At 70.4% G+C, this 26125-nt stretch carries 28 protein-coding genes; 11 read left to right on the forward strand and 17 right to left on the reverse strand.

The genetic code is table 11. From position 1 onward, the window contains the following. Window positions 1-317: 317 nt before the first annotated feature. On the reverse strand, window positions 318-959 hold the full coding sequence (locus DY218_RS29380; protein ID WP_128559198.1) for a DNA-3-methyladenine glycosylase: 642 nt from the start codon (window positions 957-959) through the stop codon (window positions 318-320). Between the two features lie 211 nt (window positions 960-1170). On the opposite strand from DY218_RS29380, the gene DY218_RS29385 reads away from it, so the two are divergent. From DY218_RS29385 to DY218_RS29395, 3 genes are all read left to right on the forward strand, one after another. Continuing rightward, window positions 1171-1956 carry a sporulation protein gene (locus tag DY218_RS29385; RefSeq protein WP_128559199.1) on the forward strand — a complete coding sequence of 262 codons (786 nt, stop codon included), beginning with the start codon at window positions 1171-1173 and terminating at the stop codon, window positions 1954-1956. 56 nt (window positions 1957-2012) lie between these two features. Continuing rightward, the gene (locus DY218_RS29390) at window positions 2013-2543 is read left to right on the forward strand and encodes a YbhB/YbcL family Raf kinase inhibitor-like protein (protein ID WP_128559200.1); all 531 of its coding nucleotides are present in this window, start codon (window positions 2013-2015) and stop codon (window positions 2541-2543) included. A 144-nt stretch (window positions 2544-2687) separates the two neighbouring features. Beyond that, window positions 2688-3197, forward strand: coding sequence for an HNH endonuclease (locus DY218_RS29395; protein WP_128559201.1), 510 nt, complete (start codon window positions 2688-2690; stop codon window positions 3195-3197). Window positions 3198-3266: 69 nt separating this feature from the next. On the opposite strand, the gene DY218_RS29400 is transcribed toward DY218_RS29395, so the two are convergent. The 4 genes from DY218_RS29400 to DY218_RS29415 all read right to left on the reverse strand — a co-directional run bounded on the left by DY218_RS29400 (window position 3267) and on the right by DY218_RS29415 (window position 6426). After that, a complete protein-coding gene (locus tag DY218_RS29400) occupies window positions 3267-4037 on the reverse strand; it encodes a sulfite exporter TauE/SafE family protein (RefSeq protein ID WP_128559202.1) in 771 nt (256 codons plus the stop codon). A 6-nt stretch (window positions 4038-4043) separates the two neighbouring features. After that, the gene (locus DY218_RS29405) at window positions 4044-5000 is read right to left on the reverse strand and encodes an SPFH domain-containing protein (protein ID WP_128559203.1); all 957 of its coding nucleotides are present in this window, start codon (window positions 4998-5000) and stop codon (window positions 4044-4046) included. 113 nt (window positions 5001-5113) lie between these two features. Continuing rightward, entirely contained in the window at window positions 5114-5542 is a 429-nt protein-coding gene (locus tag DY218_RS29410; RefSeq protein ID WP_128559204.1) for an NfeD family protein, read from the reverse strand. 92 nt (window positions 5543-5634) lie between these two features. Continuing rightward, window positions 5635-6426: an ABC transporter ATP-binding protein gene (locus tag DY218_RS29415; RefSeq protein ID WP_128559205.1), complete on the reverse strand. Its 792-nt coding sequence runs from the start codon at window positions 6424-6426 to the stop codon at window positions 5635-5637. Between the two features lie 121 nt (window positions 6427-6547). Between DY218_RS29415 and DY218_RS29420 the strand changes: the two genes are divergently transcribed. Beyond that, the gene (locus DY218_RS29420; RefSeq protein ID WP_128559206.1) at window positions 6548-7336 is read left to right on the forward strand and encodes a hypothetical protein; all 789 of its coding nucleotides are present in this window, start codon (window positions 6548-6550) and stop codon (window positions 7334-7336) included. Between the two features lie 76 nt (window positions 7337-7412). Here the strand turns inward: DY218_RS29420 and DY218_RS29425 are convergent, their stop codons facing one another. From DY218_RS29425 to DY218_RS29440, 4 genes are all read right to left on the reverse strand, one after another. Further along, window positions 7413-7652 carry a chaplin gene (locus DY218_RS29425; RefSeq protein ID WP_128559207.1) on the reverse strand — a complete coding sequence of 80 codons (240 nt, stop codon included), beginning with the start codon at window positions 7650-7652 and terminating at the stop codon, window positions 7413-7415. A gap of 149 nt (window positions 7653-7801) precedes the next feature. Next, window positions 7802-8050 (reverse strand): chaplin ChpE, encoded by a 249-nt coding sequence (chpE, locus tag DY218_RS29430; protein ID WP_128559223.1) that lies wholly within the window; start codon window positions 8048-8050, stop codon window positions 7802-7804. A gap of 205 nt (window positions 8051-8255) precedes the next feature. Next, window positions 8256-8900, reverse strand: coding sequence for a response regulator (locus DY218_RS29435; RefSeq protein WP_128559208.1), 645 nt, complete (start codon window positions 8898-8900; stop codon window positions 8256-8258). Continuing rightward, a complete protein-coding gene (locus DY218_RS29440) occupies window positions 8893-10065 on the reverse strand; it encodes a GAF domain-containing sensor histidine kinase (RefSeq protein WP_128559209.1) in 1173 nt (390 codons plus the stop codon). Before DY218_RS29440 ends, DY218_RS29435 begins: the two co-directional genes overlap by 8 nt. A 258-nt stretch (window positions 10066-10323) precedes the next feature. Between DY218_RS29440 and DY218_RS29445 the strand changes: the two genes are divergently transcribed. The 3 genes from DY218_RS29445 to DY218_RS29455 all read left to right on the forward strand — a co-directional run bounded on the left by DY218_RS29445 (window position 10324) and on the right by DY218_RS29455 (window position 13152). After that, window positions 10324-11019: an SDR family NAD(P)-dependent oxidoreductase gene (locus DY218_RS29445; protein ID WP_128559210.1), complete on the forward strand. Its 696-nt coding sequence runs from the start codon at window positions 10324-10326 to the stop codon at window positions 11017-11019. Next, window positions 11016-12083, forward strand: a complete 1068-nt coding sequence (locus DY218_RS29450; RefSeq protein ID WP_128559211.1) for an S-adenosylmethionine:tRNA ribosyltransferase-isomerase — start codon at window positions 11016-11018, stop codon at window positions 12081-12083. Before DY218_RS29445 ends, DY218_RS29450 begins: the two co-directional genes overlap by 4 nt. 331 nt (window positions 12084-12414) lie before the next feature. Then, the gene (locus DY218_RS29455; protein WP_128559212.1) at window positions 12415-13152 is read left to right on the forward strand and encodes a transglycosylase SLT domain-containing protein; all 738 of its coding nucleotides are present in this window, start codon (window positions 12415-12417) and stop codon (window positions 13150-13152) included. A gap of 121 nt (window positions 13153-13273) precedes the next feature. Here the strand turns inward: DY218_RS29455 and DY218_RS29460 are convergent, their stop codons facing one another. Continuing rightward, window positions 13274-15883 (reverse strand): ABC transporter ATP-binding protein/permease, encoded by a 2610-nt coding sequence (locus tag DY218_RS29460; protein ID WP_199566894.1) that lies wholly within the window; start codon window positions 15881-15883, stop codon window positions 13274-13276. A gap of 374 nt (window positions 15884-16257) precedes the next feature. Between DY218_RS29460 and serB the strand changes: the two genes are divergently transcribed. Then, a complete protein-coding gene (gene serB, locus DY218_RS29465; RefSeq protein ID WP_128559214.1) occupies window positions 16258-17472 on the forward strand; it encodes a phosphoserine phosphatase SerB in 1215 nt (404 codons plus the stop codon). Between the two features lie 87 nt (window positions 17473-17559). Here serB and DY218_RS29470 read toward each other — a convergent pair whose 3' ends face one another. The 4 genes from DY218_RS29470 to DY218_RS29480 all read right to left on the reverse strand — a co-directional run bounded on the left by DY218_RS29470 (window position 17560) and on the right by DY218_RS29480 (window position 20148). Beyond that, entirely contained in the window at window positions 17560-18078 is a 519-nt protein-coding gene (locus DY218_RS29470) for a SixA phosphatase family protein (RefSeq protein ID WP_128559215.1), read from the reverse strand. A 97-nt stretch (window positions 18079-18175) separates the two neighbouring features. Next, window positions 18176-18391, reverse strand: coding sequence for a hypothetical protein (locus DY218_RS29475; RefSeq protein ID WP_128559216.1), 216 nt, complete (start codon window positions 18389-18391; stop codon window positions 18176-18178). A 166-nt stretch (window positions 18392-18557) separates the two neighbouring features. Then, on the reverse strand, window positions 18558-18674 hold the full coding sequence (locus tag DY218_RS35655; RefSeq protein ID WP_267899391.1) for an SGM_5486 family transporter-associated protein: 117 nt from the start codon (window positions 18672-18674) through the stop codon (window positions 18558-18560). A 49-nt stretch (window positions 18675-18723) separates the two neighbouring features. After that, window positions 18724-20148: a CynX/NimT family MFS transporter gene (locus DY218_RS29480; RefSeq protein ID WP_407703702.1), complete on the reverse strand. Its 1425-nt coding sequence runs from the start codon at window positions 20146-20148 to the stop codon at window positions 18724-18726. 43 nt (window positions 20149-20191) lie between these two features. On the opposite strand from DY218_RS29480, the gene DY218_RS29485 reads away from it, so the two are divergent. Then, the gene (locus tag DY218_RS29485; RefSeq protein ID WP_128559218.1) at window positions 20192-20881 is read left to right on the forward strand and encodes a FadR/GntR family transcriptional regulator; all 690 of its coding nucleotides are present in this window, start codon (window positions 20192-20194) and stop codon (window positions 20879-20881) included. Here the strand turns inward: DY218_RS29485 and DY218_RS29490 are convergent. The 3 genes from DY218_RS29490 to fabG form a co-directional block, all read right to left on the reverse strand. Next, a complete protein-coding gene (locus tag DY218_RS29490) occupies window positions 20865-21233 on the reverse strand; it encodes a hypothetical protein (protein ID WP_233521960.1) in 369 nt (122 codons plus the stop codon). The two genes, DY218_RS29485 and DY218_RS29490, sit on opposite strands and share 17 nt — an antisense overlap. A 191-nt stretch (window positions 21234-21424) precedes the next feature. Beyond that, window positions 21425-22186 carry an enoyl-ACP reductase FabI gene (fabI, locus tag DY218_RS29495; protein ID WP_128559219.1) on the reverse strand — a complete coding sequence of 254 codons (762 nt, stop codon included), beginning with the start codon at window positions 22184-22186 and terminating at the stop codon, window positions 21425-21427. A gap of 5 nt (window positions 22187-22191) precedes the next feature. Next, the gene (gene fabG / locus DY218_RS29500) at window positions 22192-22908 is read right to left on the reverse strand and encodes a 3-oxoacyl-[acyl-carrier-protein] reductase (protein WP_128559220.1); all 717 of its coding nucleotides are present in this window, start codon (window positions 22906-22908) and stop codon (window positions 22192-22194) included. A gap of 225 nt (window positions 22909-23133) precedes the next feature. Between fabG and DY218_RS29505 the strand changes: the two genes are divergently transcribed. Both DY218_RS29505 and DY218_RS29510 read left to right on the forward strand, forming a co-directional pair. After that, the gene (locus tag DY218_RS29505; RefSeq protein ID WP_128559221.1) at window positions 23134-24657 is read left to right on the forward strand and encodes a TldD/PmbA family protein; all 1524 of its coding nucleotides are present in this window, start codon (window positions 23134-23136) and stop codon (window positions 24655-24657) included. Next, window positions 24654-26054: a metallopeptidase TldD-related protein gene (locus tag DY218_RS29510; protein WP_128559222.1), complete on the forward strand. Its 1401-nt coding sequence runs from the start codon at window positions 24654-24656 to the stop codon at window positions 26052-26054. Before DY218_RS29505 ends, DY218_RS29510 begins: the two co-directional genes overlap by 4 nt. Window positions 26055-26125: the final 71 nt, after the last annotated feature.

Below are 26125 nucleotides of genomic sequence, written 5' to 3' on the forward strand. Positions count from 1 at the left end.
TACTCACCCACTCCGGGCTTTCCTCCGGGCGCTTCCCTTCGGTGTTTCCAACCTTACCAGACCCTTTTCCCGTCCCGTTCCCGATCGGAATTCGAATCCGTGGCCGCTGGAGAGCCATTCGCCTTTCGGCTGCCACCACGTTAGCGGAATCCCATCTCGACTCATAATCGAGTCCAGGGGATCCAATTTCGGCACGCCGAAAAGGGCCCCGTCGAGGGAAGTTCGTAAAGTAGTGGGTTGGCCGCTTCCGGCTGCTGTTGTGAGGCAGTACCCGGGTCAAGCGGCTCGGACTACATTACGGATCCCGCAAGGGGGCGTCAAGTTCGTCGTCGTCGGGGCGCATGGGCCCGATACGGGCTCACCGTAGGGTCGTTGGAGATCCAGAAGCGCCACGGGTGAACGGCTCCCTCGCCGCTCACTCCGGTGCGTGGACCGTTGAGTACCTGGTCGGACGCGGGCGCGCTGCCGGCGAGCACCTCGAACGGAGAGTCGGGGCCGTCGCAGGCGTCGGCGCCGTCGAGGTCCCGGTCCACGTCCAGAGCGGTCGCCAAGCGGGCGGGCCCTTTGGCCAGTTCCTTGTCATGTCGGGCTGATTGTCGACGTTTGCGGGCCAGTTCAATGCCTTCTGTCACCTCTCCGGCGCGTAGCAGCACCGCGTTGGCCCGGCCCTCGGGGCAGCAGACCAGGTTCATGCAGTGCCACATGCCGTAGGTGAAGTAGACGTAGACGAACCCCGGCGGGCCGAACATGACCGCGTTGCGCTTGGTGCGGCCCCGGTAGGCGTGGGAGCCCGGGTCGGCCTCGCCCGCGTACGCCTCCACCTCGGTGATGCGCAGTTCGAGGGTGCCGTCGGCGGTGCGCCTGACCAGCGTGCGGCCCAGGAGGTCCGGCGCCACCTCGAGGGCGGGACGGTCGAAGAACGAGCGGGGCAGGGGCGTACGGTCAGGGGCCGCGATCATGCCGTCCGAGGGTAGTGGAAGGCTGACTGCCGGACGGATGGCCGGGAGGCGACTGCACGGGCGGGGTGAATCGGCGGAACCGGCGGGCGTCAGCTTGCGTTTGTAGTGGTCAGTGCTGGTCCGGATCGGGCCGGCTGCTCCCGGTCCGTCGTTTGCCGGGACGAGCGGAAGATTCGAGTCGAGCCACAGGCGGGGCCTGGGGAGGAGAGTCATGGGGTTCAAGAAGATGCTTGCGAGTCTCGGTGCCGGGGGTGCCTCGGTGGAGACCGAGCTGGCCGAGGTGAATGTCGTGCCCGGCGGAGTCGTGCAGGGCGAGGTCCGGATCCAGGGAGGCTCCGTCGACCAGGAGATCCAGTCCCTGTCCGTAGGCCTCGAGGCTCGTGGCGTAGAGGTCGAGGGCAAGGACCAGGAGACGAAGCAGAACATCGAGTTCACCAAGCAGCAGCTCGGCGGCGCCCTCGAGCTGAAGGCCGGTGCGGTGCACGCGGTTCAGTTCGGCCTGGAGATTCCGTGGGAGACCCCTGTCACCATGATCGACGGGACGGCGTTGCGCGGCATGAACATCGGGGTGTCGACGGAGCTCGCGATCGCGCGGGCCATCGACTCCAGCGATCTCGACCCGGTGAACGTGCACCCGCTGCCGGCGCAGCAGGCGATTCTGGACGCCTTCATCCAGCTGGGCTTCCGCTTCAAGAGTGCGGACATGGAGCGCGGCCGGATCCGTGGGACGCGGCAGACGCTGCCGTTCTACCAGGAGATCGAGTTCCGCCCGCCGTCGCAGTACCGCGGTCTCAACCAGGTCGAGCTGAGCTTCGTCGCCGACGACCGGGAGATGGACGTCGTCCTGGAGATGGACAAGAAGCCGGGGCTGTTCAGCCAGGGCAGTGACACCTTCCGGACCTTCCGGGTGGGTCTGCAGGACTACCAGTCGACGGACTGGGCCGGCTATCTGAACGAGTGGATCGCCGCGGTGGGCAGTAAGCGCAACTGGCTGTAGTACCCGCGTCCTCTAGGCTCAGCAGCCAGTGGTGACAGACGGACTGGAGGGTTTTCGTGACTGACAAGAGGCCGCCGCTTCCCCATGACTTCCTGCCGCAGGTCCCTTCGTTCACGGTGCTGAGCGACGATGTGGCAGCGGGTGAGCGGCTGGGCGAGGCGCAGGCGCAGGCCGGTGGCAATGTGTCGCCGCAGCTGCGATGGGACGGGTTTCCCGCGGAGACCAAGAGCTTCGCCGTGACCTGCTTCGATCCCGATGCTCCTACGGGTAGTGGCTTCTGGCACTGGGTGTTGTTCGACATCCCCGCGTCGGTCTCGGAGCTGCCCGTGGGGGCGGGGAGCGGCAAGTTCGAGGGACTCCCGGCCGGCGCGGTGCACGCGCGGAACGACTACGGGACGCGGGAGTTCGGCGGCGCCGCTCCCCCGCCGGGTGACGGTCCGCATCGCTATGTCTTCACGGTGTACGCGGTGGACGTGGAGAAGCTCGGCCCTGACGCCGACGCCTCGCCGGCGGTGGTCGGTTTCAATCTGCGTTTCCACACGGTTGCCCGCGCTCAGCTGGTGGGTGAGTACGAGATCGACGCCTAGCATTCACGCGCTGTTCGCCCGTCCCTGGTCAGGTCACTGACCGGGGGCGGGCATTTTTATTGCGTTGTCGATCGCGGCGCGTCCGGCCAGAGTTGATCCCAGTCCGCCGTGGGGTGGGCGGGTGCACACGGGAGGGTGGGCGAAATGCGGGACACGCTGGTGCTGAACGCGAGCTTCGAGCCCTTGTCGACGGTGACGCTGAACCGCGCCGTCGTGCTCGTTCTGCAGGACAAGGCGGTTGTCGAGCAGGCCCACCCGGAGCTGCGGATGCGTGCGTCGGCCGTGGAGCTTCCCGTGCCTCGGGTGATCCGGTTGTGCAGATTCGTACGGGTGCCGTTCCGAAGACATGCGCCGTGGTCGCGCAGGGGCGTGCTGGTGCGGGACGGTCACCGGTGCGCTTACTGCGGTCGGCGGGCGTCGACGGTGGACCACGTGGTGCCGCGGTCGCAGGGCGGCGGGGACACCTGGTTGAACACCGTGGCGTCGTGCTCCACCGACAATCACCGCAAGGCGGACCGTACGCCGGAGCAGGCGGGTATGCCGCTGCTGTTCAAGCCGTTCGTGCCGTCGCCGGGGGATGCGATGCTGCTTGCGCTGGCTGCGGACGATCGTTCGGCGCTGCCCGACTGGCTGCCGCAGCCGGTCGCAGCCTGACGGGCGGTCGGCCCGGGTTTCTGAGGCCCGTCCCTTTCCGGGGGCGGGCCTCGGTGCGTCGGGGGGGGCTCATTGCCTGACGATGAGCTGGACCAGGGCGACGCTGCCGACGAGGACGACCAGGGTGCGCAGGGCCCAGGCGGGGAGGCGGCGTCCGTACGTACCGCTGAGGAGGCCTCCGACGAGTGAGCCGGCGGCGAGCAGCAGGACGATGTGCCACTCGAAGTGGGCGGCGAACAGGAAGAAGACCGCGGCGACGAAATTGACCAGTGCGGCGAGGACGTTCTTGATGGCGTTCAGGCGCTGCAGGTCGTCGTCGAGGAGCATGCCCATGAGGGCTATGTAGAGGATTCCCTGGGCCGCGGTGAAGTAGCCGCCGTAGACGCTGGCGAGGAACAGGCCGAGGGCCAGGAGCCGGCCGCCGTCGGTGCGGGCTGTGGTGCCGTTGCGGGCGCGGCGGCGTTGTACGGCCCGGGAGATGCGGGGTTGCAGGATGACCAGGACGAGGGCGAGGCCGACGAGGACGGGGACGATCGTCTCGAAGGCCTCGGCGGGGAGGGTGAGCAGCAGGATCGCGCCGCAGAGTCCGCCGGTGAGGACGAGTCCGCCGAGGCGCAGGATGCGGGTGCGCTGGCCGCGCAGTTCGCGCCGGTAGCCGAAGACTCCGCCGAGGATGCCGGGGAGCAGGCCGAGGCCGTTGGAGACGGTGGCGGTGACGGGTGGCAGTCCGACGGCGAGCAGCACCGGGAAGGTGATGAGGGTGCCGGAGCCGACGAGGGTGTTGATCGCGCCTGCGCCGGCGCCCGCGGCGAGGACGGCGAGGATGTCCCAGGTGCTCACGAAGGGTCAGTCGAGCGGGGGCTGTTCGCGGCGTTCGGTGGGTGAGCCGACCTGGTTGGGCACCCCGGCGGGGGCAGAACTGCCGCCCATCGGGCCGAAGTTGCCGATGGCGCCGGACAGGCCCTTGAGGGCGTCGCCGATCTCGCTGGGGACGATCCAGAGCTTGTTCGCGTCGCCTTCGGCGATCTTCGGGAGCATCTGGAGGTACTGGTAGGAGAGCAGCTTCTGGTCGGGGTCGCCGGCGTGGATCGACTCGAAGACCGTACGGATGGCCTGGGCCTCGCCCTCGGCGCGCAGGGCCGCGGCCTTGGCCTCACCTTCGGCCTTGAGGATGGCGGACTGCTTCTCGCCCTCAGCGGTGAGGATCTGGGACTGGCGGATGCCCTCGGCGGTGAGGATCGCGGCGCGCTTGTCCCGGTCGGCGCGCATCTGCTTCTCCATCGAGTCCTGGATGGAGGTGGGCGGCTCGATGGCCTTGAGTTCGACGCGGTTGACGCGGATGCCCCACTTGCCGGTGGCCTCGTCGAGTACGCCGCGCAGGGCCGCGTTGATCTCCTCGCGGGAGGTCAGGGTGCGCTCGAGGTCCATGCCGCCGATGATGTTGCGCAGCGTGGTGACGGTGAGCTGCTCGATGGCCTGGATGTAGCTGGCGACCTCGTACGTGGCGGCCCTGGCGTCGGTCACCTGGTAGTAGATGACCGTGTCGATGTTGACCACCAGGTTGTCCTGGGTGATCACCGGCTGCGGGGGGAAAGGTACGACCTGCTCGCGCAGGTCGATGCGGTTGCGGATGGAGTCGATGAAGGGGACGACGATGTTCAGGCCGGCGTTGAGGGTGCGGGTGTAGCGGCCGAAGCGTTCCACAATGGCGGCGCTGGCCTGCGGGATCACCTGGATCGTCTTGATCAGTGCGATGAAGACGAGCACCACCAGGATGATGAGGACGATGATGATCGGTTGCATCGCGGCTTCCCCGTGTCCCTTCGAGCTGGAAGATCTTGCGGGTCGAGTCTTGCAGAACGGTGTGCGGTGCGTGGCCCGTTCGGTGATCCGGCGCCGGTCGTCGCCGGGCTGCTCTACATCACCACCGCGGTGGCTCCGTCGATGTCGACCACGTCGACGTGCCGCCCGACCTCGTAGGACTGTCCCGCGTCGAGGGCGCGGGCGGTCCAGATCTCGCCGGCGAGCTTGACCCGTCCGCCGTCGCTGTCGACCCGTTCCAGGACGACCGCCTGTCTGCCCTTCAACGCCTCGATTCCGGTGGCGTGTTGGGGCTGCTGGGCGCGGTGCCGGGAGGCGATGGGGCGTACGACCGCGATCAGGGCGACCGAGACGGCGGCGAAGACGATCACCTGAAGGACGATGTCGCCGCCGAGGGCCGCGGTGACCGCGGCCGCGACGGCTCCGGCCGAGAGCATGCCCAACTCCGGCATCGCGGTGATGACCAGGGGGATCCCGAGGCCGGCGGCCGCGATCAGCCACCAGACCCATGCGTCGATGTCCACATGGTCATGGTAGGCGCGGGCGCGGCCGCGGGACAGGGGCCGATCCGGTCGCGGCCGGACGCTGCCCGGCCTTGTCCGGGCCGGTCCTTAGTTCAGGCGAGCGGCAGGCCGTGCGCCGTCCAGCGCCCGACGGTCTGCTCGACGACGAGCGGGAGGCCGAAGCAGCGCGAGAGGTTGCGGGAGGTGAGCTCGAGCTCGATGGGGCCCGCGGCGAGCACCTGGCCCTGACGGATCATCAGGACGTGGGTGAATCCGGGGGCGATCTCCTCGACATGGTGCGTGACCATCAGCATCGAGGGTGCGATCGGGTCCTGTGCGAGGCGGCCGAGGCGGCGTACGAGGTCCTCGCGGCCGCCGAGGTCGAGGCCGGCGGCGGGCTCGTCGAGGAGGAGGAGCTCGGGGTCGGTCATCAGGGCGCGGGCGATCATGGTGCGCTTGCGCTCGCCCTCGGAGAGGGTGCCGAACCTGCGGTCGAGGTAGTCCGTCATGCCGAGACGGTCGAGGAAGGCGCGGGCGCGCTGCTCGTCGACCTCGTCGTAGTCCTCGTTCCAGGTGGCGGTCATGCCGTAGGCCGCGGTGAGGACGGTCTGCAGGACGGTCTGGCGCTTGGGCAGCTTGTCGGCGACGGCGATGCCGGCGATGCCGATCCGCGGGCGGAGTTCGAAGACGTCGACCTTGCCGAGGGTGTCGCCGAGGACGGTGACCTCGCCCTTGCTCGGGAAGAGGTAGCTGGACGCCACATTGAGCAGGGTGGTCTTGCCCGCGCCGTTCGGGCCGAGGATGACCCAGCGTTCGCCCTCCTTGACCGACCAGGAGACCTGGTCCACCAGAGCCCGGCCCTCGCGGACCACGGATACGTCCACCAGCTCCAGTACATCGCTCATGAGCGCGTTGTCTCCCATTGCAGTCTCGGCTCTCGCTTGCGCCTGTGGACGCAGCCCCCAGCCAAACCTACGCCACCGACCGGCCACTCCCGTCGGCAGTCCGGTCCTTAGTCTGGTGTACATGCTCACGGAACCACGTGCGGGCCTGCTGGCCTCTTGGGGAAATGCCCTTATTGCTGGACTTGTCTCGCCGGACGATGCGGTTCTCGCCGTCGTCGGTGAGGATGCGGTGCACCGGGTCGAGGGGTTGCCGGACGAGCCCGGGCAGGTGGGTCTGACGCTGGCGCTCGGGCGGCTGCGGGCGCTGGGGGCGACGGGGCTGCGGGTGGCGCTGCCCGCGGCGGGCCATCCGCTCGGCCTGAGCGGTCCGCCCGACTTCAACGCCCGGGCGCTGGAGGCCGAGGAGGCCGTGGTCGCGGTGGGGGCCGCGCTCGGACTGGTGCCGGAGACGTACGCGGTGGGGCCCGACGGGGACCGTCATGTCGAGGTGGTCTGGCACTGTCTGCCGGTACGGGAGGCGCCGCCCGCCGATGTGCCGTCGCTCGGCGAGGCGGAGCGGGAGCTTGCGGAGGCGCTTCGGGAGGCGACCGAGGCACTGTCGCGGCTCGATGTGGCCGCTTCGGGTCCGGTGGCGGAGGCCGCCGTGGACGCGTATCGGGCGCGGGCCGAGCGGGGCCGTGAACTGCTCGCTCCGGGCTATCCGCCGCGGGCCTTCCGGGTGCTCGAACTGGCCCAGCGGGTGGGCCTGTTGATCTCCGTGGCGTACGAGAACGGGCACGGGGGTGCGGTCAGCGCGGCGGAGATGGCTGCGCGGGCGGAGCTGTTGCGTCCGGTGGAGCGTACGGCTCGGCGCGCTCAGGTGGCGGCGTACAACTCCTTCGTCGAGGAGCGGGAGCGGCGCGGGCGCTGAGTCCGGACGATGCCGGGATCCGGCATGGCGCAGGCCCCGCCAACCGTGCGGTTCGCGGGGCCTGTTGCCGCTGGAATCAGTTGTTCACCGCGGTGTTGCCGAAGGCCGGGTTGAGCAGGCCGATGACGTTGGCGGTGTTGCCCGAGACGTTGACCGGGACGTGCACCGGGAGCTGGACGACGTTGCCCGAGCCGACGCCCGGGGAGTTGACGGCCGCACCGGCCGCGCCGGAGTCCGCGAATGCGGCGCCCGCACCGGCGCCTGCGGCGATCCCGGCGGTGGCGATGACTACTGCTGCCTTCTTGGCGATCCTCATGGAACTGTTCCTCCTGGTGATTCGTACGCGGTCCGAAGCGCGGGACCACATCGTGCTGAACGGCGGGCCCGGATCGGCGACACGGGCTCGGCGGGCGATGCCCCCGAACGGATCAACGCGGCGGTGGTCTCGGTGCGCTGCGTGCCGTGTCAGCCGTTCACGCCGACGTTGCCGAAGGCGGGGTTGAGGACGCCGATGACATTGACGGTGTTGCCCACCACGTTCACCGGGATGTGCACCGGGGCCTGGACCACGTTGCCCGAAGCGATGCCCGGCGAGTGCACGGCCTTGCCGTGGGCGTGGGCGCCACCGTCGGTGGCGGAGGCCATTCCGGCGCCGGCGGCGATCAGCCCTCCGGCGACCATCGTGACGGCTGCGGTCCTCTTCAGGTTCTTCACTTCTGGTCCCTCCTGGCGGAAGCCGCGGCGGGTGCCGCGGCACGCACTGGAGAACGGACGGGCCGTCCCGAGGTTGCGCCATTCGGGCGACATTTACACGACGGTATGAATCTCGGCCCGGGTGGGAACCGGCGCGGAACCCGGTCAACTCCCCCCGTGGTACGCGCCGTTGTGCGCCCGGATCCGGTCCGGTCCCGTGTCCGGCTCAGCCGGCGACGCCGTGCCGTACGGCCCACAGGGCGGCCTGCGTGCGGTCGGCGAGGTCCAGTTTCATCAGGATGTTCGACACATGGGTCTTGACGGTCTTCTCGGAGAGGACGAGGGCGCGGGCGATCTCCCGGTTCGACCGGCCGTCGGCGATCAGGCCGAGTACCTCGCGCTCGCGGTCGGTGAGCGAGCCCGCCCGGCCCTGCGGGGCGCCGTTCTCCTCCTGGGCGAGGAGCGCGCCGGCCACCTCGGGCTGCAGGAGCACGTGCCCGGCGTGCACGGAGCGGATCGCGCCGGCCAGCGCCTCCGGGTCGACGTCCTTGTACACATAGCCCGCCGCGCCGGCGCGCAACGCCGGTACGACGGTGCGCTGTTCGGTGAAGCTCGTGACGACGAGGACCTTGGCCGGGTTGTCCGCGGCACGGAGTGCGCGGAGCGCCTCCACCCCGTCCATGCCGGGCATCTTGACGTCCATCAGGACGACGTCGGGCCCGAGCTCCTCGGCGCGTGCCACCCCCTCCGCGCCGTCCGAGGCCTCGCCGACCACTTCGATGTCGTCCTGGATCTCGAGGAAGGTACGCAGACCCCGACGCACCACCTGGTGGTCGTCGACCAGCAGCACACGAATCGTCCGGTCAGCCACCGGGAACCTCCATCTCGATCGTGGTGCCCTTGCCGGGCGCCGATTCCACCGTCAGACGTCCGCCGACTCCGCTCGCCCGGTCCCGCATGGAGACCAGGCCGAGGTGGCGGCCGGCGCGCCGTACGGCCCGGGGCTCGAAGCCGATGCCGTCGTCGGTGATGCGCAGGACCGCGCCCGGTCCGCGCTTGTCCAGGGACAGTTCGACGCGTTCTGCATCGGCATGGCGCAGTGCGTTGTGCAGCGCCTCCTGGGCCACGCGCAGCATCGCCTCCTCCTGGGAGGCGGGCAGGGCCCGTACGCTGCCGCTCTCGAAGGTGACGTGGGCGGCGTGTGCGCGGTCGAGGACCTGGATCTGGGTGCGCAGGGTGGCGACCAGGCCGTCCTCGTCGAGTGCCGCGGGGCGCAACTCGACGACTGCGGCGCGCAGTTCGTCGGCCGCCTCGGCGGCGAGCCCGGCCACCTGCTGCAGTTCGGACTTGGCGCGGGACGGGTCGCGGTCCACCAGGGCGGTGGCGGCCTGGGCGGTCAGGCGCAGCGAGAAGAGCTTCTGGCTCACGGCGTCGTGCAGTTCATGGGCGAGGCGGGAACGCTCCTCGGCGATGGTGAGTTCGCGGCTGCGCTCGTAGAGCCGGGCGTTGGTCAGGGCGATGGCCGCGTGCTGGGCGAGGATGCCGAGCAGTTCCTCGTCGGCCGCGGAGAAGCCGCAGGTGCCGTCGGGGCAGGGGATCCGCTCGCCGTTCGCGTCCGTGGTGCGGCGCTTGTTGGCGAGGAAGAGGGCACCGATGGTCTCGTCGCCGTCCCGGATCGGCAGACCGAGGAAATCGGACATGTCCGGGTGCGCGGACGGATAGCCCTCGAAGCGGGGGTCGTTGCGGACGTCCGCGAGCCGCTGCGGGCGGGGCTCGTGCAGCATCGCGGCGAGGATGCCGTGCTGGCGGGGCAGCGGGCCGATGGCCTTCCACTGCTCGTCGCTGACTCCGTCGACGACGAACTGGGCGAAGCCTCCGTGGTCGTCGGGCACGCCGAGTGCCGCGTACTCGGCGTCGAGCAGTTCGCGCGCCGAGGCGACGATCGTCTTGAGGACGTCCCGTACCTCCAGGTGTCTGCTCATCGCCAGCAGCGCGGAGCTCACCGCATAGAGGCCGGAACGGGGGCCGTCGGTCATGGCCTCACGGTACCGGCGGGCTCTGACGTCCGTATCGGGCGCGGGGCGCAGCGGACCGGGGCCAGGGTCCTAGGACTCGGTCGGCTGTCTTAGGCCGAAGGGCCCGCGGGGGTCACGGCCGCGGCAGGAGGTGGGCGCGGGTGCTCCCTTTCTACGTTGAGAGTCACCGTGCGAGTCATCTCAGCGTTGAGAGAGATCGGGTCGTCTCAACGTCGAGAGAGTTCGCGCAAGTCGTCGACGGCGTGAGGGGAAACGGCCATGAGCACAGCGATGATCACGGGAGCTTCGAAGGGGTTCGGGCGGGCGCTTGCCGGGGCACTGGCCGAGCGCGGCTGGGACCTGGTGCTCGACGCGCGGTCGGCGGAGCGGCTCGAGGCGGCGGCCGGGGAGCTGCGCGTGCACGGCGGGCGGGTCGTGGCACTGCCCGGTGATGTGCGCGATGACGCGCACCGGGCGGCCCTGGTGGCCGCGGCCGGGGAGCTCGGCGGCCTCGATCTGCTGGTGAACAATGCGAGCGCGCTGGGCGCGGAGCCGCTGGTACGGCTCGACGAGCTGCCCCTGGAAGGTCTGCGCGCGGCCCTGGAGACCAATGTGGTGGCGGCACTCGCGCTCGTGCAGGGCACGCTGCCGCTGCTCAGGGCCTCCGCGGCGGGCGCGGTGATCAACCTCAGCTCGGACGCCGCCGTCGAGGCGTACGGGACGTGGGGCGGCTACGGGGCGTCCAAGGCGGCGCTCGACCACCTCTCCGCCGTACTGGCCGAGGAGGAGCCGGGTCTGCGGGTGTGGGCCGTCGATCCGGGGGACATGGACACCGACCTGTACCGGGCCGCCGTACCGGACGACGACGAGGGGCGGCCGGCCGCCGACGAGGTGGTGCCGGGATTCCTGCGGCTGCTCGACGCGCGGCCGGCGAGCGGCCGGTACTCGGCTCCGTCACTGGCGGTCGTCCGATGAGTGTCCTCGCGCGCGTGGAGGTACCGGCGGAACTGTCCGCGCGGGTGCCGGTGGAGGAGCGCTCCCCCGGTCTCGGCCGGGACGGCGTGCGGCTCCTGGTGTCCCGGGGTCAGGAGGTGACCCACCATCTCTTCACCGAGCTGCCTCGTCTGCTGCAGGCCGGCGACCTGCTCGTGGTGAACACCTCGCGCACCCTCCCCGCTGCCGTGGACGGCCGCATCGGGCACGCGCGCGTGGTGGTGCATTTCTCCACGCTCGGGGACGACGGGCGGTGGGCGGTGGAGCTGCGGGACCCCGACGGTTCGGGCACCACGCGCGCGCGTGCGGGCGGGCCCGCGGGTACGCAGGTGGGACTGCGGGGCGGTGGGCGACTGACGCTCGAGGAGGCGCTCGAGGCTCCCGGGACGACTGGCGGCAGGCTCTGGTGGGCGTCCGTCGCACTGCCGGGCGGCCTGGGGGTGCCGGCGCTCCTCAAGGAGTTCGGCCGCCCCATCCGGTACGCGTACACCCGGCACGATCAGCCGCTGTCGGCGTACCAGACGGTCTTCGCCCTGGAGTCCCGCGACGGGTCGGGGTCGGCCGAGATGCCGAGCGCCGGCCGGCCTTTCACCGAGCGTGTGGTGGCCGATCTGGTGCGGCGCGGGGTGCAGTTCGCGCCGCTGCGGCTGGACACGGGTGTCGCGTCGGCCGAGGCGCACGAGGCTCCGTACCCGGAGCGCTACGAGGTCCCGGCGGCCTCCGCCCGGCTGGTCAACGCCGCTCGGGCGGCCGGCGGCCGGATCATCGCGGTCGGTACGACCGCGGTGCGCGCGCTGGAGTCGGCGACGGGTGCGGACGGTGTGGTCCGTCCCGCCGCCGGGTTCACCGACCTGGTGGTGACCCCGGAGCGCGGTGTACGGGCGGTGGACGGGCTGCTCACGGGGCTGCACGAGCCGGAGGCCTCGCATCTGCGGATGCTGGAGGCGATCGCGGGGCGTACGGCGGGGGAGCGCGGCTACGACGAGGCGGTGAGGCGTCTCTACCTCTGGCACGAGTTCGGCGACGTCCACCTCCTCCTGCCGTAGCACGCCAGTGACCGCGCGCGTTGCTCGGGCAACGATGCGTGAGGAAGGGTCCGTCGCGATGTGAGCCCGCGCATAGGACTCAGGTCACCTACGAAGGCGCCTAGTGCGGACAAAGGTAATGCCGCACCGGGGGAATGTCGGCAAAAATCGCCCACAACGGACCCCCGTCCCACTAGGCGGCTTCGTACGTCACACCTTTGCCACACAATTTTGCGGCCGCTAAGAATTGCATCCGTCGCTCGGCGCCGCGGACTTCACCGCGGCGTTTGTGCCGGAGTACCTGTCCACCGGACTCAGAGCGACCTCCGCTATTCGAAGAGGTCCCATTCGCATGTCCAAGCGCACCATCCCTGGTCATAGTTCCCTGACCAAGACCCAGAAGATCTCGATCGCCGGTGTCGCCACGCTCGGCGCCGCTGCCCTCGCGTTCTCCTTCGTGCCGGGCAACTCGGAGTCGACCACCACCACCGAAGCGGCGGCGGCTTCCGAGGCCGCGCCGGTGGCGTGGCACATCAACTCGAACCACATCCAGGACAGCCTGGCGCAGCAGCAGACTTCGACCATCGAGCAGGCCAAGAACGCCAAGGCCGTCGAGGTCAAGCAGGCCGCCGACGCCAAGGCGAAGGCTGCGGCCGCGGCCAAGGCGAAGGCCGATGCGGACGCCAAGGCCAAGGCCGAGGCGCAGGCCCGCAAGGACCGCGAGGCGAAAGCCGCCGCGAGCCGCGCCGCCGCCCGCAAGCCCGTCTACGCCAACAACCTGGACGGCTGGATCCGCCAGTCCCTCGACATCATGAAGGACAAGGGCATCCCCGGCTCCTACGAGGGCCTGCACCGCAACATCATGCGGGAGTCCAGCGGCAACCCGCTGGCCATCAACAACTGGGACATCAACGCCCAGAACGGCATCCCCTCGAAGGGCCTGCTGCAGGTCATCAAGCCGACCTTCGACACGTACCACGTCGCGGGCACCAAGCACGACCAGTACGACCCGGTCGCGAACATCACCGCCGCGGCGAACTACGCGGCCGACCGCTACGGCTCGATCGACAACGTCGACAGCGCGTACTGAGCCGGCAGCACGCACCGATTCGTCGCACCGCGCCCCTCTTCGAAGGCAGGCCGAACGCCGAAGGGCGGTACCCCGCGCGGGGTACCGCCCTTCGGCGTCGTGCGTGGCCGGGGCCCGGTCCTTACTTGCGCATGACCTCGGGCTCGTGGCGGCGCAGGAGCCGCGCCACGATGAAGCCGCAGATCACCCCGAGTGCGATCAGTGCACCCATGTCGATGACCCAGGTGGCCAGTTCGTGGTCCCAGAGGGGGTCGGTCTTGCCGGGGTCGTCCTGGTTCGGGAAGAGGACGTTCAGGTCCGTGGTCGTGCCCGCCGCGGCCACCGCCCAGCGCGACGGCATCAGGTACGAGAATTCGTTGACGCCGACCTGGCCGTTCAGGGTGAACAGGCAGCCGGTGAACACGACCTGGATGATCGCGAACATGACCAGCAGGGGCATGGTCTTCTCGGCCGTCTTCACCAGCGAGGAGATGATCAGGCCGAACATCATCGAGGTGAAGCCGAGCGCCATGATCGGCAGGCTCAGTTCGAGCTTGACCATCGAGCCGAGCAGCAGGCCCTCGTCCGGCACCTCGCGCGTGCCGAAGCCGATGGCGCCGATGATGCCGCCCTGCAGCACCGTGATCAGTCCGAGAACGATCACCTTCGACATCAGATACGCGGAACGGGACAGGCCGGTGGCCCGTTCTCGTTCGTAGATGACGCGTTCCTTGATCAACTCTCGTACGGAGTTGGCCGCTCCGGCGAAGCAGGCGCCGACGGCGAGGATCAGGAGGATCGTCGAGGCGTTGCCGTTCGGGCCTCTGGGGCCCGGGTTGAGGCCGAAGTCGCTGCTGATCAGGGTGGACACGACGCCAAGCACGGCCGGCAGGATCACCATCAGAGCCAGGAAGCCGCGGTCCGAGACGATCACCGACATGTAGCGGCGGATCAGGGTGACCAGCTGGGAACCCCAGCTCTGCGGCTTGGGCGGCCGCATCTGCTGGGCCGGCGGCATGTGCACGGACTGCGGGGCGACGGCGTCGATGTCCGCGGCGTACATCTGGAAGTGCTGTGAGCCCTTCCAGCGGCCGGCCCAGTCGTAGTCGCGGTACTCCTCGAAGGCCGAGAAGACGTCGGCCCAGGTGCCGTAGCCGAAGAAGTTGAGCGCTTCCTCGGGCGGCCCGAAGTAGGCGACCGAACCGCCGGGTGCCATCACCAGGAGCTTGTCGCAGATCGCCAGCTCGGCCACCGAGTGGGTCACCACCAGGACCGTGCGGCCGTCGTCGGCGAGCCCGCGGAGCAACTGCATGACGTCGCGGTCCATGCCCGGGTCGAGGCCGGAGGTCGGCTCGTCGAGGAAGATCAGCGACGGCTTGGTGAGCAGCTCGAGGGCGACGGAGACGCGCTTGCGCTGGCCACCCGAGAGCGAGGTGACCTTCTTCTCCTTGTGGATGTCGAGCTTGAGCTCGCGCAGCACCTCGTCGATCCGGGCCTCGCGCTCGGCCTCCGCGGTGTCACCGGGGAAGCGGAGCTTCGCGGCGTACTTGAGGGCCCTCTTGACGGTCAGCTCCTTGTGCAGGATGTCGTCCTGCGGGACCAGACCGATGCGCTGACGCAGCTCGGCGAACTGCTTGTAGAGGTTCCGGTTGTCGTAGAGGACGTCACCCTGGTCGGCCGGCCGGTAGCCGGTGAGCGCCTTGAGCAGGGTGGACTTTCCGGAGCCCGAGGGACCGATGACGCCGATCAGGGACTTCTCCGGGACGCCGAACGTGACGTCCTTGAGGATCTGCTTGCCGCCGTCGACCGTCACCGTGAGGTGCCGGGCGGAGAACGAGACCTCACCGGTGTCGACGAACTCCTCGAGACGGCCGTCGACGAGGCGGAAGGTCGAGTGGCCGACACCGACGATGTCGTTCGGACCGAGCACCGCGGTGCCGGACTTGGGCAGCGCGATGCCGTTGACGTAGGTGCCGTTGTGGGAACCGAGGTCGTGGATCTCGAAGCGGCCGTCGGGGGTGGCGTGGAACTCGGCGTGATTCCGGGAGACCTGCAGGTCGGAGACGACCAGCTCGTTCTCGAGGGCACGACCGATCCGCATCACGCGGCCGAGCGCGAGCTGGTGGAACGTCGTGGGGCTGCGGTCGCCGTGGGACGGCGGGGCGCCCGCTGCGCCGCCGGAGGCCGGGTTCTGCGGGGCGGGGCGCTGCTGCGGCGGCACCTGGGGCGCCGCCTGCTGGGGCGGCCGGCCCTGGTAACCCTGCTGCCAGCCCTGCTGCTGGGGAGCCTGATGCTGCGGCGGCTGCCCGCCCGCCCAGCCGGCCTGCTGGGGAGCGGCGGGCTGCTGCTGCGGCGCCTGATACGCGGGCTGCTGCGGGGCGTACTGCTGGGGGGCCTGCTGCGGCGCCTGCTGCTGGGGAGCCTGCGGGGCCTGCTGCTGCGGAGCGGCCGCCGCGGCACCGGCACCCGACAGCTGGACGCGCGGACCGTCGGTGGCGTTCCCCAGGTGCACGGTGGAGCCGGCGCCGATCTCCATCTGGTGGATGCGCTGGCCCTGCACGAACGTGCCGTTGGTGCTGCCGTGGTCCTCGATGACCCAACTCCGGCCGCCCCAGCTGATCGTGGCATGCCGCCACGACACACGCGCGTCGTCGATCATCACATCACCCCCGGGGTCGCGCCCGAGGGAGTAGGACCGGGACGGATCGAGCGTCCAGGTCCTGCCATTCAATTCCAGTACGAGTTCCGGCACTCCATGCCCCACTACGTTGTCCCCCGATTTGCCCCCGCCATGGGGAGTCTAGGGATGTCGAACATCGTGGGGAACTATTTCAGGCTCAGCCCCCTGACCGAAAGTCGGGCCTTGCGAGAAGAGTGTGTACGCCCCTGCGGCGCCCGGCCGTTGGTGGTCCCCAAAGCATCCCGTAAGAGAGGAAGCGTCGCGAGAGCCTACGAATCATGTGTGAACGGACCATTGCGGTACGGATCGGTCGGTACGAATCGGTCCGGCCCGGACGCCGCACGGGCCGGTCACGACATCATCACGATTGACGACCGCGACCTCTCTGTCCGTACCCCAAGACAGCCCACCGTTCCCCCTGTGGCTCCCGATACGGTGGGTGCACCATGAGCGCATCGCAGCCAGCCAAGACCGCTGAAGACCCGACCCTGCTCGTCAAGATCTTCGGCAAGGACCGGCCGGGGATCACCGCCGGGCTCTTCGACACTCTCGCCGCCTTCGCCGTCGACGTCGTCGACCTCGAGCAGGTCGTCACCCGGGGCCGTATCGTCCTGTGTGCCCTGGTGACGGAGCCCTCCATGGGCACCGAGGGAGAACTGCGCGCCACCGTGCACAGCTGGGCCGAGTCCCTGAAACTGCAGGCGGAGATCCTCTCCGGGACGGGTGACAACCGGCCGCGCGGGCAGGGCCGTTCACACATCACCGTGCTCGGCCACCCGTTGACCGCGGAGTCGACGGCCGCGATCGCCGCGCGGATCACCTCCACCGGCGCCAACATCGACCGGATCTTCCGCCTGGCCAAGTACCCCGTCACAGCGGTCGAGTTCGCCGTGTCGGGATCGGACACGGAGCCGCTGCGCACCGCCTTGGCCACCGAGGCCGCGGCGCTCGGCGTCGATGTGGCCGTGGTCTCCGCCGGTCTGCAGCGCCGCGCGCAGCGCCTGGTGGTGATGGACGTCGACTCGACGCTGATCCAGGACGAGGTCATCGAGCTCTTCGCCGCGCACGCGGGATGCGAGGACAGGGTGGCCGACGTGACGGCCGCGGCGATGCGCGGCGAGCTGGACTTCGAACAGTCCCTGCACGCCCGGGTCGCGCTGCTCGCCGGACTGGACGCCTCGGTGATCGACAAGGTGCGCAGCGAGGTCCGGCTGACGCCGGGCGCACGCACCCTGATCCGCACCCTGAAGCGGCTCGGCTATCAAGTGGGCGTCGTCTCGGGCGGTTTCACCCAGGTGACCGACGACCTCAAGGAGCGGCTCGGTCTCGACTTCGCCCAGGCGAACACGCTGGAGATCGTGGACGGAAAGCTCACCGGCCGCGTGGTCGGCGAGATCGTGGACCGGGCCGGCAAGGCGCGGCTGCTGCGCCGCTTCGCCGCGGAGGCCGGGGTACCGCTCGCCCAGACCGTGGCGATCGGCGACGGGGCCAACGACCTCGACATGCTCAACGCGGCCGGCCTCGGTGTCGCCTTCAACGCCAAGCCCGTGGTCCGCGAGGCCGCGCACACCGCGGTGAACGTGCCCTTCATCGACACCGTCCTGTACCTGCTCGGCCTCACCCGCGAAGAGGTCGAGGCGGCGGACGCCCTGGACGGCTGACCCCGTCCTGCGCCTACGGGGCGGGGCACTCGTACGGGTCGGGGCCCGGGACCGACATGGCCCCGGGCCCCGTCCCGTACGAGCGGATCATTCGTGCGGTGCCCAGTAGTCGAAGAGGGTCGCCGCCCCGGGCTCAAGGGACTTCCAGGAGCCGTTGAACGTGAGCATGGCGATGGCCGAGGTCGGGAAACCGCGCCGGGCCATGCGCGCCGCGGCGTCCGACTCAGAGGATCCGGCGAGTACGTCGGCAAGGCCCTGTACGCCCGGGTTGTGGCCGATGAGGAGGACGTCGGCGGTGTCCTCGGGGAGTTCGTTCAGCACCGCGATCAGTTCGCCGGGCGAGGCCTCGTAGACCCGCTCCTCGTAGACGGTCTTCGGGCGGTGCGGGAGCTCTTGCACGGCGAGCTTCCAGGTCTCGCGGGTCCTGGCCGCGGTGGAGCAGACGGCGAGATCGAAGGAGATGCCCGCGTCGGCCAGTCTGCGGCCGGCGACGGGGGCGTCCTTGCGCCCTCGCTCGGCCAGCGGCCGCTCATGGTCGGACACCTCGGGCCAGTCGGCTTTCGCATGTCGGAGTAGGACGATCCTGCGGGGTGTATCGACGCTCATGCGTCCCAGCTTCGCACGAAACGTGCCACAGGGCGCCGGGAGTTGACGGGGTCCGCCTGCACGGGTGACCGGGCGCCGGGGCAGCGTGGCGCGGGTGTCAGGGCAGCATGCTCGCGGCGGACTCGCGTACCCGGTCGAAGAAGTCGGCGACGGCGGGATCCGTTCCTGCCGCGTGGGCGTCGGCCGGGTTGAGTATCAGGAGCAGCAGCGCGCCGAAGGCGATGGCCGGCAGGGCGACCGCCCACCACGGCAGGGTCACGTCGACACTGCCCTTGGCCGGGGCCGGGGACCGGGTGTGCGTGTGGGCCGACATGTCGCCTCCGCGGACTTCGAGTGCGGTGAGCCGCGTCTTCGCGGCATGACTCGAACCTACGGACCGGGCGGCCCTCGTCCCATCCGGTGATCCACCCAGACAACCCTGATACTCGCCCCCTAGGGGATACGGGGGCCAGCCCCACCCCCGCCCGTGAGAAGTGCGGTCAGGGCGCCGCGATCGAGGCGATCACGCCGATCACCACGGTGATGGCCAGCATCCCGCCGAGCACCAGGAGGAGCTTCTTCTGACCGCCACGCGGATTGGGTTCGAGCACAGGCATACGGTCAGTCTCGCACCCTTTGCCCGATGGGCCCCGGCCGGGGTGGCCGTCACCTGCGGGCCGCCTCCGCCTCCACCGTGCCCTCGCGTCCGGCGACGATGCCCACCAGGATCTGCGGCACCATCAGGCCGGCCATCAGCGCGATGGGCAGGCCCCAGCCGCCGCTGTGCTGGTAGAGCACGCCGACGAGGAGCGGTCCGGGGATCGAGAGGAGGTAGCCGGCGCTCTGGGCGAACGCGGACAGTTTGGCGACGCCCGCGCTGCTGCCGGCCCGCATGCCGACCATGGTCAGGGCGAGCGGGAAGGCGCAGTTGGAGACGCCGAGCAGGAGGGCCCACACCCAGGCACCCCCGACGGGCGCGAAGTACAGCCCGGCGTACCCGATGAGTCCGCAGACGCCGAGGGTCCCCACGATGGGGCCCTGGTTGCGCATGCCGACGGCGAGCCGCGGGATCACGAAGGCCAGCGGGACGCCCATGGCCATGATGACGGCGAGCAGTACACCCGCCGTACTCGCGGACACCCCGGCGTCGCGGAAGATCTGCGGCATCCAGCCCATCGTGACGTACGCGCCCGTGGCCTGGAGGCCGAAGAAGACGGCGAGCGCCCACGCGGTGCGGCTGCGGGTGATCCGCAGGCCGTCTCCGGTGTCCGCCCGGGACGCCGGCGAGTCATCGGCGGGCTCCTCGGTGCCGCCCTTTCCGTCGGGGACGCCCTTACGGCGCGCGGTGGCCGTCGCGTCCCCGAACCCACGGTTCCTGATCAGCGGCAGCCAGGGCAGTACGGCCACCACAGCGAGCAGCGCCCAGACGGCGAGCCCCAGTTGCCAGTCTCCGCCGAGTGCGTCGGTCATCGGCACGGTGACGGCCGCGGCGAGCGACGTGCCGGCGGCGAGCCCCATCGAGTACAGGCCGGTCATGGTGCCGACCCGGTCCGGGAACCAGCGCTTGACGATGACCGGCATCAGCACGTTGCTGACCGCGATGCCCATCAGGGCGAGCGCGCTCGCAGCGAGGAAGACCGGCGTACTGCCGACGAACGGACGGATTGCCAGGCCCAGGGCGATCGACACCATGCCCGCGCAGACCACGGCTCCCGGGCCCCACCGTCGCGCGAGGCGAGGTGCCGCCACTCCGAAGAGCGCGAAGCACAGGGGCGGTACGGAGGTGAGCAGACCCGCGACGCTGCCGCTCATGCCGAGCCCGTCGCGCACCTCCTCGAGGAGCGCGCCCAGACTGGTGATCGCCGGACGCAGATTCAGCGCGGCGAGGACGATGCCGATGACGGCGCAGCGCATCAGCCACGCGCGCGTGGCCGGCGATCCGGGAGGTGTGGCAGGGGTCCGCTCGGAGTCTGCAGCGGCGCCGCGAGCCGCGGAGTCGTCGGGAGACTGCTCATGGGCACGCATGGCCGGCGCGCTGGCGGGCGTTGCTGTCCTCGAGGTCGTGTGGTGATGGGCCATGAGCGCCATCATAGAATCATGGGATGATTGGTTGTCCAATCGGAAAGGAAAGTCCATGACGCTGTCGTCGCCCCGGCGCTCCGCACTCTCCGACCAGGTGATCGCAGAGCTGCGCAAGCAGATCACCTCGGGTGAGTGGCCGGTGGGAGCGCGCATCCCGACCGAGCCGGAACTCGTCGAGCAGCTCGGCGTCGCGCGCAACACCGTCCGTGAGGCCGTCCGCGCCCTCGCGCACAACGGCCTCCTGGACATCCGCCAGGGCTCGGGCACCTATGTGGTGGCCACCAGCGAGCTGGCGGGTGTGATGCACCGCCGCTTCGCCGACGCCGATCCCCGGCACATCGCCGAGCTGCGCGCCACGCTGGAGTCCAGCGCGGCCCGGCATGCCGCCGAGCGCCGCACCGAGCGGGAGCTCAAGCAGCTGGACGCGCTGCTGCTGCGCCGCGAGGAGGCCTGGCACTCGGGCGACAGTGCGGCCTTCGTGGACGCGGACGCGACCTTCCACCTGGCGGTCGTCGCCGCCGGTCACAACGACGTGATGACCGCCCTGTACTCGGACCTGAGCGACGTCCTGCGCACCTGGCTGAGGGGCGACGTGGGCGAGGACCTCTCGCCGGAGAACCACATGGACCACGGCCGCCTGGTGGACTTCATCCGGTCCGGCGACGGAGAGGCCGCGGCCGCCGAGGCCGCCGAGTACCCGTTCACCTGCCGGCCGTCGTCCAGGCTCACCGCTCGTGGCTGACCCACACCGCCCGGATCTCCTTCCAGCAGCGCCCCTCGATCCGTACGGTCATCGCCGGCTCCGCCGCCACCGGCGCACTGTCGGTGTCGATGTCCCACCAGCGCGCGCACTCGATGTGCAGCCGGACGCGGTCGGTCCGCGGATACGGGTTGTGGCACCGCGCGACCGCCTGCGAGCCCTGCACGCTGGTACGGCAGTGCGCCTGCGAGTCACGGGAGTCCGGGAGTACGGCACCCGGCGGGACAGCGGTCGCGGCGCCGGCCGGAGTCACTGACAACAGCAGGACGGCAAGCCCCGCAGAGGCACTTCCGGCGTGCCGCCCGATCCGGCGGCGGAGGTCTGAGCTGCGCACGAAGTGACCTCCTCGGCCGTACTGCGGCAAGGCGGTGGACGCCTGCCGCTGCTGCACCACAAGGGGGAAAAGCGACTCGGATCCCAGCGTGCGCGCGGGACTCGAGGGGCGCCTGCCGTGTGCGCCGAACGAGTGACGCCCCGCCCCCGCGACCTGCGGGAACGGGGCGTCCTGGCTACTGCGTGAGGCCGTCAGGCCCCCATCATGTGCACGCCGCCGTCGACGTGGATGATCTCGCCGGTCGTCTTCGGGAAGAAGTCCGAGAGCAGCGCGACCACTCCGCGGCCCGCGGGCTCCGGGTCGGACATGTCCCAGGTGAGCGGCGAGCGGGAGTTCCACACGTCCGCGAGCTCCTCGAAGCCGGGGATGGACTTGGCGGCCATCGAGCCGAGCGGGCCGGCCGAGACGAGGTTGCAGCGGATGTTCTCCTTGCCCAGGTCCCGGGCGAGGTAGCGGCTGGTGGCCTCGAGGGCAGCCTTGGCCGGCCCCATCCAGTCGTACTTCGGCCAGGCGTACTGCGCATCGAAGGTGAGCCCGACGACCGAGGCGCCGTCCTCGAACAGCGGGCGGCACGCCATGGTGAGCGACTTCAGGGAGTACGCGGAGACGTGCATCGCCGTCGATACGTCCTCGAAGGTCGCCTCGAGGAAGTTGAAGGCACCCTGCGGGGCGAAGCCGATGGAGTGCACGACGCCGTCGAGGCCGCCGAGCTCCTCGCGCACGACGCCCGCGAGGCGGTCGAGATGCTCGTCATCGGTGACGTCCAGCTCGATGACCTTGGCGGGCTTCGGGAGCTTCTTGGCGATCCGCTCGGTGAGCGTGGGCCGCGGGAAGGCGGTCAGGATGACCTCGGCGCCCTGCTCCTGCGCCACCTTTGCGGTGTGGAAGGCGATCGAGGACTCCGTCAGCACCCCGGTGACCAGGATGCGCTTGCCGTCGAGAATTCCGCTCATGGTGATCAGTGACCCATGCCCAATCCGCCGTCAACGGGGATGACGGCTCCAGTGATGTACGAGGCGTCGTCCGAGGCGAGGAAGCGCACCGTCGCGGCGATCTCCTCGGGCTGCGCGTAACGGCCGAGCGGGACCTGGCCGACGATGTTCTTCCGCTGCTCGTCGGTGAGCACCTGCGTCATCTCGGTGTCGACGAAGCCGGGCGCGACGACGTTGAAGGTGATGTTGCGCGAGCCGAGCTCGCGGGCGAGGGAACGCGCGAAGCCGACCAGGGCCGCCTTGGACGCCGCGTAGTTGGCCTGGCCCGCGGACCCGAGCAGTCCGACGACCGAGGAGATCAGCACGACGCGGCCCTTCTTGGCGCGCAGCATCGCGCGGTTGGCGCGCTTGACGACCCGGAAGGTGCCGGTGAGGTTGGTGTCGACGACGGAGGCGAAGTCCTCCTCGGACATCCGCATCAGGAGCTGGTCCTTGGTGACCCCGGCGTTCGCCACGAGCACCTCGACCGGACCGTGCTTCTCCTCGATCTCCTTGTAGGCCTGCTCCACCTGTTCGGTGTCCGTGATGTCGCAGCGGACGGCGAGCAGTCCTTCGTCGACCAGTGCGGCCGGGTCACCGGAGCGGTACGTGACGGCGACCTTGTCGCCCGCGGCAGCGAACGCGCGGGCGATGGCGAGGCCGATCCCGCGGTTTCCACCGGTGACGAGAACCGAGCGGCTCAACGGATCACCCTTTCGATAGCGATCTGAGTACTCCCGCAAACTATCGGTACGGTCGCCCGCACGGACAATCGGTCACCGACAGTGGCTCCCGACGCTCCCTGTCGGGTCTCTACAACGGCCCGGGTCTCTGCGCAAACCCGTGGCGGGCGCCCGCGGCCCACGGGATCATCGGTGCACCGGCCGGCCCCGCCGTCGAACCGGTCCCACCGCCGACAGGAGACATCCGTGGCCCATTCCATCGACGAAGCCTTCGCGGCGCTGCCGCTCGGGGCGCTGGCCGACGCGGCCCTCGCCCGGGCGCGCGCGCTCGGGGCCGAGCACGCCGACTTCCGCCTCGAGCGGATCCGCAGCGCGGACCGGCGTCTTCGGGACGCCCGCGCGGCGGGCTCCTCCGACACCGTCGACCTCGGCTATGCGGTGCGGGTGGTGCACGGCGGCGCCTGGGGCTTCGCCTCCGGTGTCGACCTGTCGATGGACGCGGCGGCCCGGGTCGCGGGGCAGGCCGTGGCCATGGCCAGGCTGTCGGCCAAGGTGATCGCCGCCGCGGGGTCCGACGAGCGGGTGGAGCTCGCCGACGAGCCGGCCCACCCGGACCGCACCTGGATCTCCGCGTACGAGGTCAATCCCTTCGACGTACCGGAGGAGGAGAAGGCCGGACTGCTCGCCGAGTGGAGCGGTCGGCTGCTGGCCGCCAAGGGCGTGGCGCATGTGGATGCCACCCTGCGCACGGTCCAGGAGAACAAGTTCTACGCGGACACCGCCGGCACCGTGACCACCCAGCAGCGCATCCGGCTGCATCCGCAGCTGACCGCGGTGGCCGTGGACGCGGACAGCGGCGAGTTCGACTCCATGCGCACCATCGCGCCACCGGTCGGTCGCGGCTGGGAGTACCTGGGCGGCGAGGTCTGGGACTGGGACGCGGAGCTCGAGCGGATGCCGGAGCTGCTGGCCGAGAAGATGCGGGCACCGAGCGTCGAGGCCGGCCGCTACGACCTGGTGGTGGACCCGTCGAACCTGTGGCTGACGATCCATGAATCCATCGGCCACGCCACGGAGTTGGACCGCGCCCTCGGCTACGAGGCGGCGTACGCGGGCACCTCCTTCGCCACCTTCGACCGGCTCGGCACGCTCGAGTACGGCTCCGGGATCATGAACGTCACGGGCGACCGCACCGCCGAACACGGCCTCGCCACCATCGGCTACGACGACGAGGGCGTGGCCGCCCAGTCCTGGGACCTCGTCAGGGAGGGCCGCCTGGTCGGCTATCAGCTGGACCGGCGGATCGCGAAGCTCACCGGTCTCGGCCGCTCCAACGGCTGCGCCTTCGCCGACTCCCCCGGCCATGTCCCGGTGCAGCGGATGGCGAACGTCTCGCTGCAGCCCGCGCCCGCGGGCCCGAGCACGGGCGAGCTGATCGCCGGTGTGGAGCACGGCATCTACGTCGTCGGCGACCGGTCCTGGTCGATCGACATGCAGCGGTACAACTTCCAGTTCACCGGTCAGCGGTTCTTCCGTATCGAGCACGGCCGCCTCGCGGGCCAGCTCAGGGATGTCGCGTACCAGGCGACGACGACGGACTTCTGGGGTTCGATGGCAGCGGTCGGCGGGCCCGACACCTATGTGCTCGGGGGTGCCTTCAACTGCGGCAAGGCCCAGCCGGGCCAGATCGCGGCCGTGTCGCACGGCTGCCCCTCCGCCCTGTTCACGGGCGTCAACATCCTGAACACGACCCAGGAGGCCGGCCGATGACCAGCCCGCGACGGAGCACCGCGCCGCACGAGATGGTCGAGCGCGCGCTCGAGCTGTCCGAGGCGGACGGCTGTGTGGTGATCGCCGACGAGGAGTCGACCGCCAACCTCCGCTGGGCGGGGAACGCCCTGACCACCAACGGCGTCACCCGCGGCCGCACCCTGACGGTCGTCGCCACCGTGGACGGCCGCGAGGGCACAGCTTCCGGTGTGGTGTCCCGCTCCGCCGTCACCGCCGGAGAACTCGCCGAGGTGGTACGGGCCGCCGAGGACGCGGCCCGTGCGGCCGGCCCCGCCGAGGACGCCCAACCGCTCGTGACCGGCGTGCCCGCATCCCCCGACTTCGCGGACCCGCCCGCCGAGACCTCGTCCGCCGTTTTCGACGCCTTCGCGCCCGCGCTCGGCGAGTCCTTCGCACGCGCCGGGGCGGGCGGCCGCGAGCTGTACGGCTTCGCCCAGCACTCCCTGGTCAGCAGCTACGTCGGTACGTCCACGGGCCTGCGCCTCAGGCACGACCAGCCGACCGGGACCCTGGAGCTGAACGCCAAGTCGCGGGACCGTACCCGTTCGGCATGGGCAGGTCGCTACACCCGGGACTTCAAGGACATCGATCCGGCGGCGCTCGACGCGGAGCTCGCCGTCCGGCTCGGCTGGGCGGAGCGCCGGATCGAGCTGCCCGCCGGGCGGTACGAGACGCTGCTCCCGCCGACCGCGGTGGCGGATCTGCTGATCTACCAGCTGTGGTCGTCCGCGGCCCGGGACGCGGCCGAGGGCCGTACGGTCTTCTCCCGGCCCGGCGGCGGCACCCGGGTCGGCGAGCGGCTGTCCGAACTCCCCCTCACGCTGCGCAGCGACCCGTACGAACCGGGCCTCGAGGCGGCACCGTTCCTGATGGCACACGCCTCCGGTGACGACCAGTCCGTATTCGACAACGGCCTGCCGCTGGCCGCGACGGACTGGATCAAGGACGGCGAGCTCGGCCGACTGCTCACCACCCGGCACAGCGCCGGACTCACCGGTCTGCCGCTCGCACCGCCGGTCGACAATCTGATCCTGGACGCCGGCGGCGAGCACTCGCTCGACGAGATGGTCGCGAACACCTCGCGCGGGCTGCTGCTGACCTGTCTCTGGTACATCCGCGAGGTCGACCCGGCGACGCTGCTGCTCACCGGTCTGACCCGGGACGGCGTGTATCTGGTGGAGAACGGCGAGGTGGTGGGCGAGGTGAACAACTTCCGGTTCAACGAGTCGCCGGTCGACCTGCTCGGCCGCGCCACGGAGGCCGGCCGCACCGTCACCACGCTGCCCCGGGAGTGGAACGACTACTTCACCCGGGCCGCGATGCCCCCGCTGCGCGTGCCCGACTTCAATATGAGCTCGGTGAGCCAGGGCGTCTGACACCGCTCGGGCGACCGCGGCCGGTCCCCATAGACTGGCCTGGAACACACACCTGGTTCGCGGCCGGCGCA

This window comes from Streptomyces triticagri (genome assembly GCF_003429565.1).
Lineage (GTDB): Bacteria > Actinomycetota > Actinomycetes > Streptomycetales > Streptomycetaceae > Streptomyces > Streptomyces triticagri.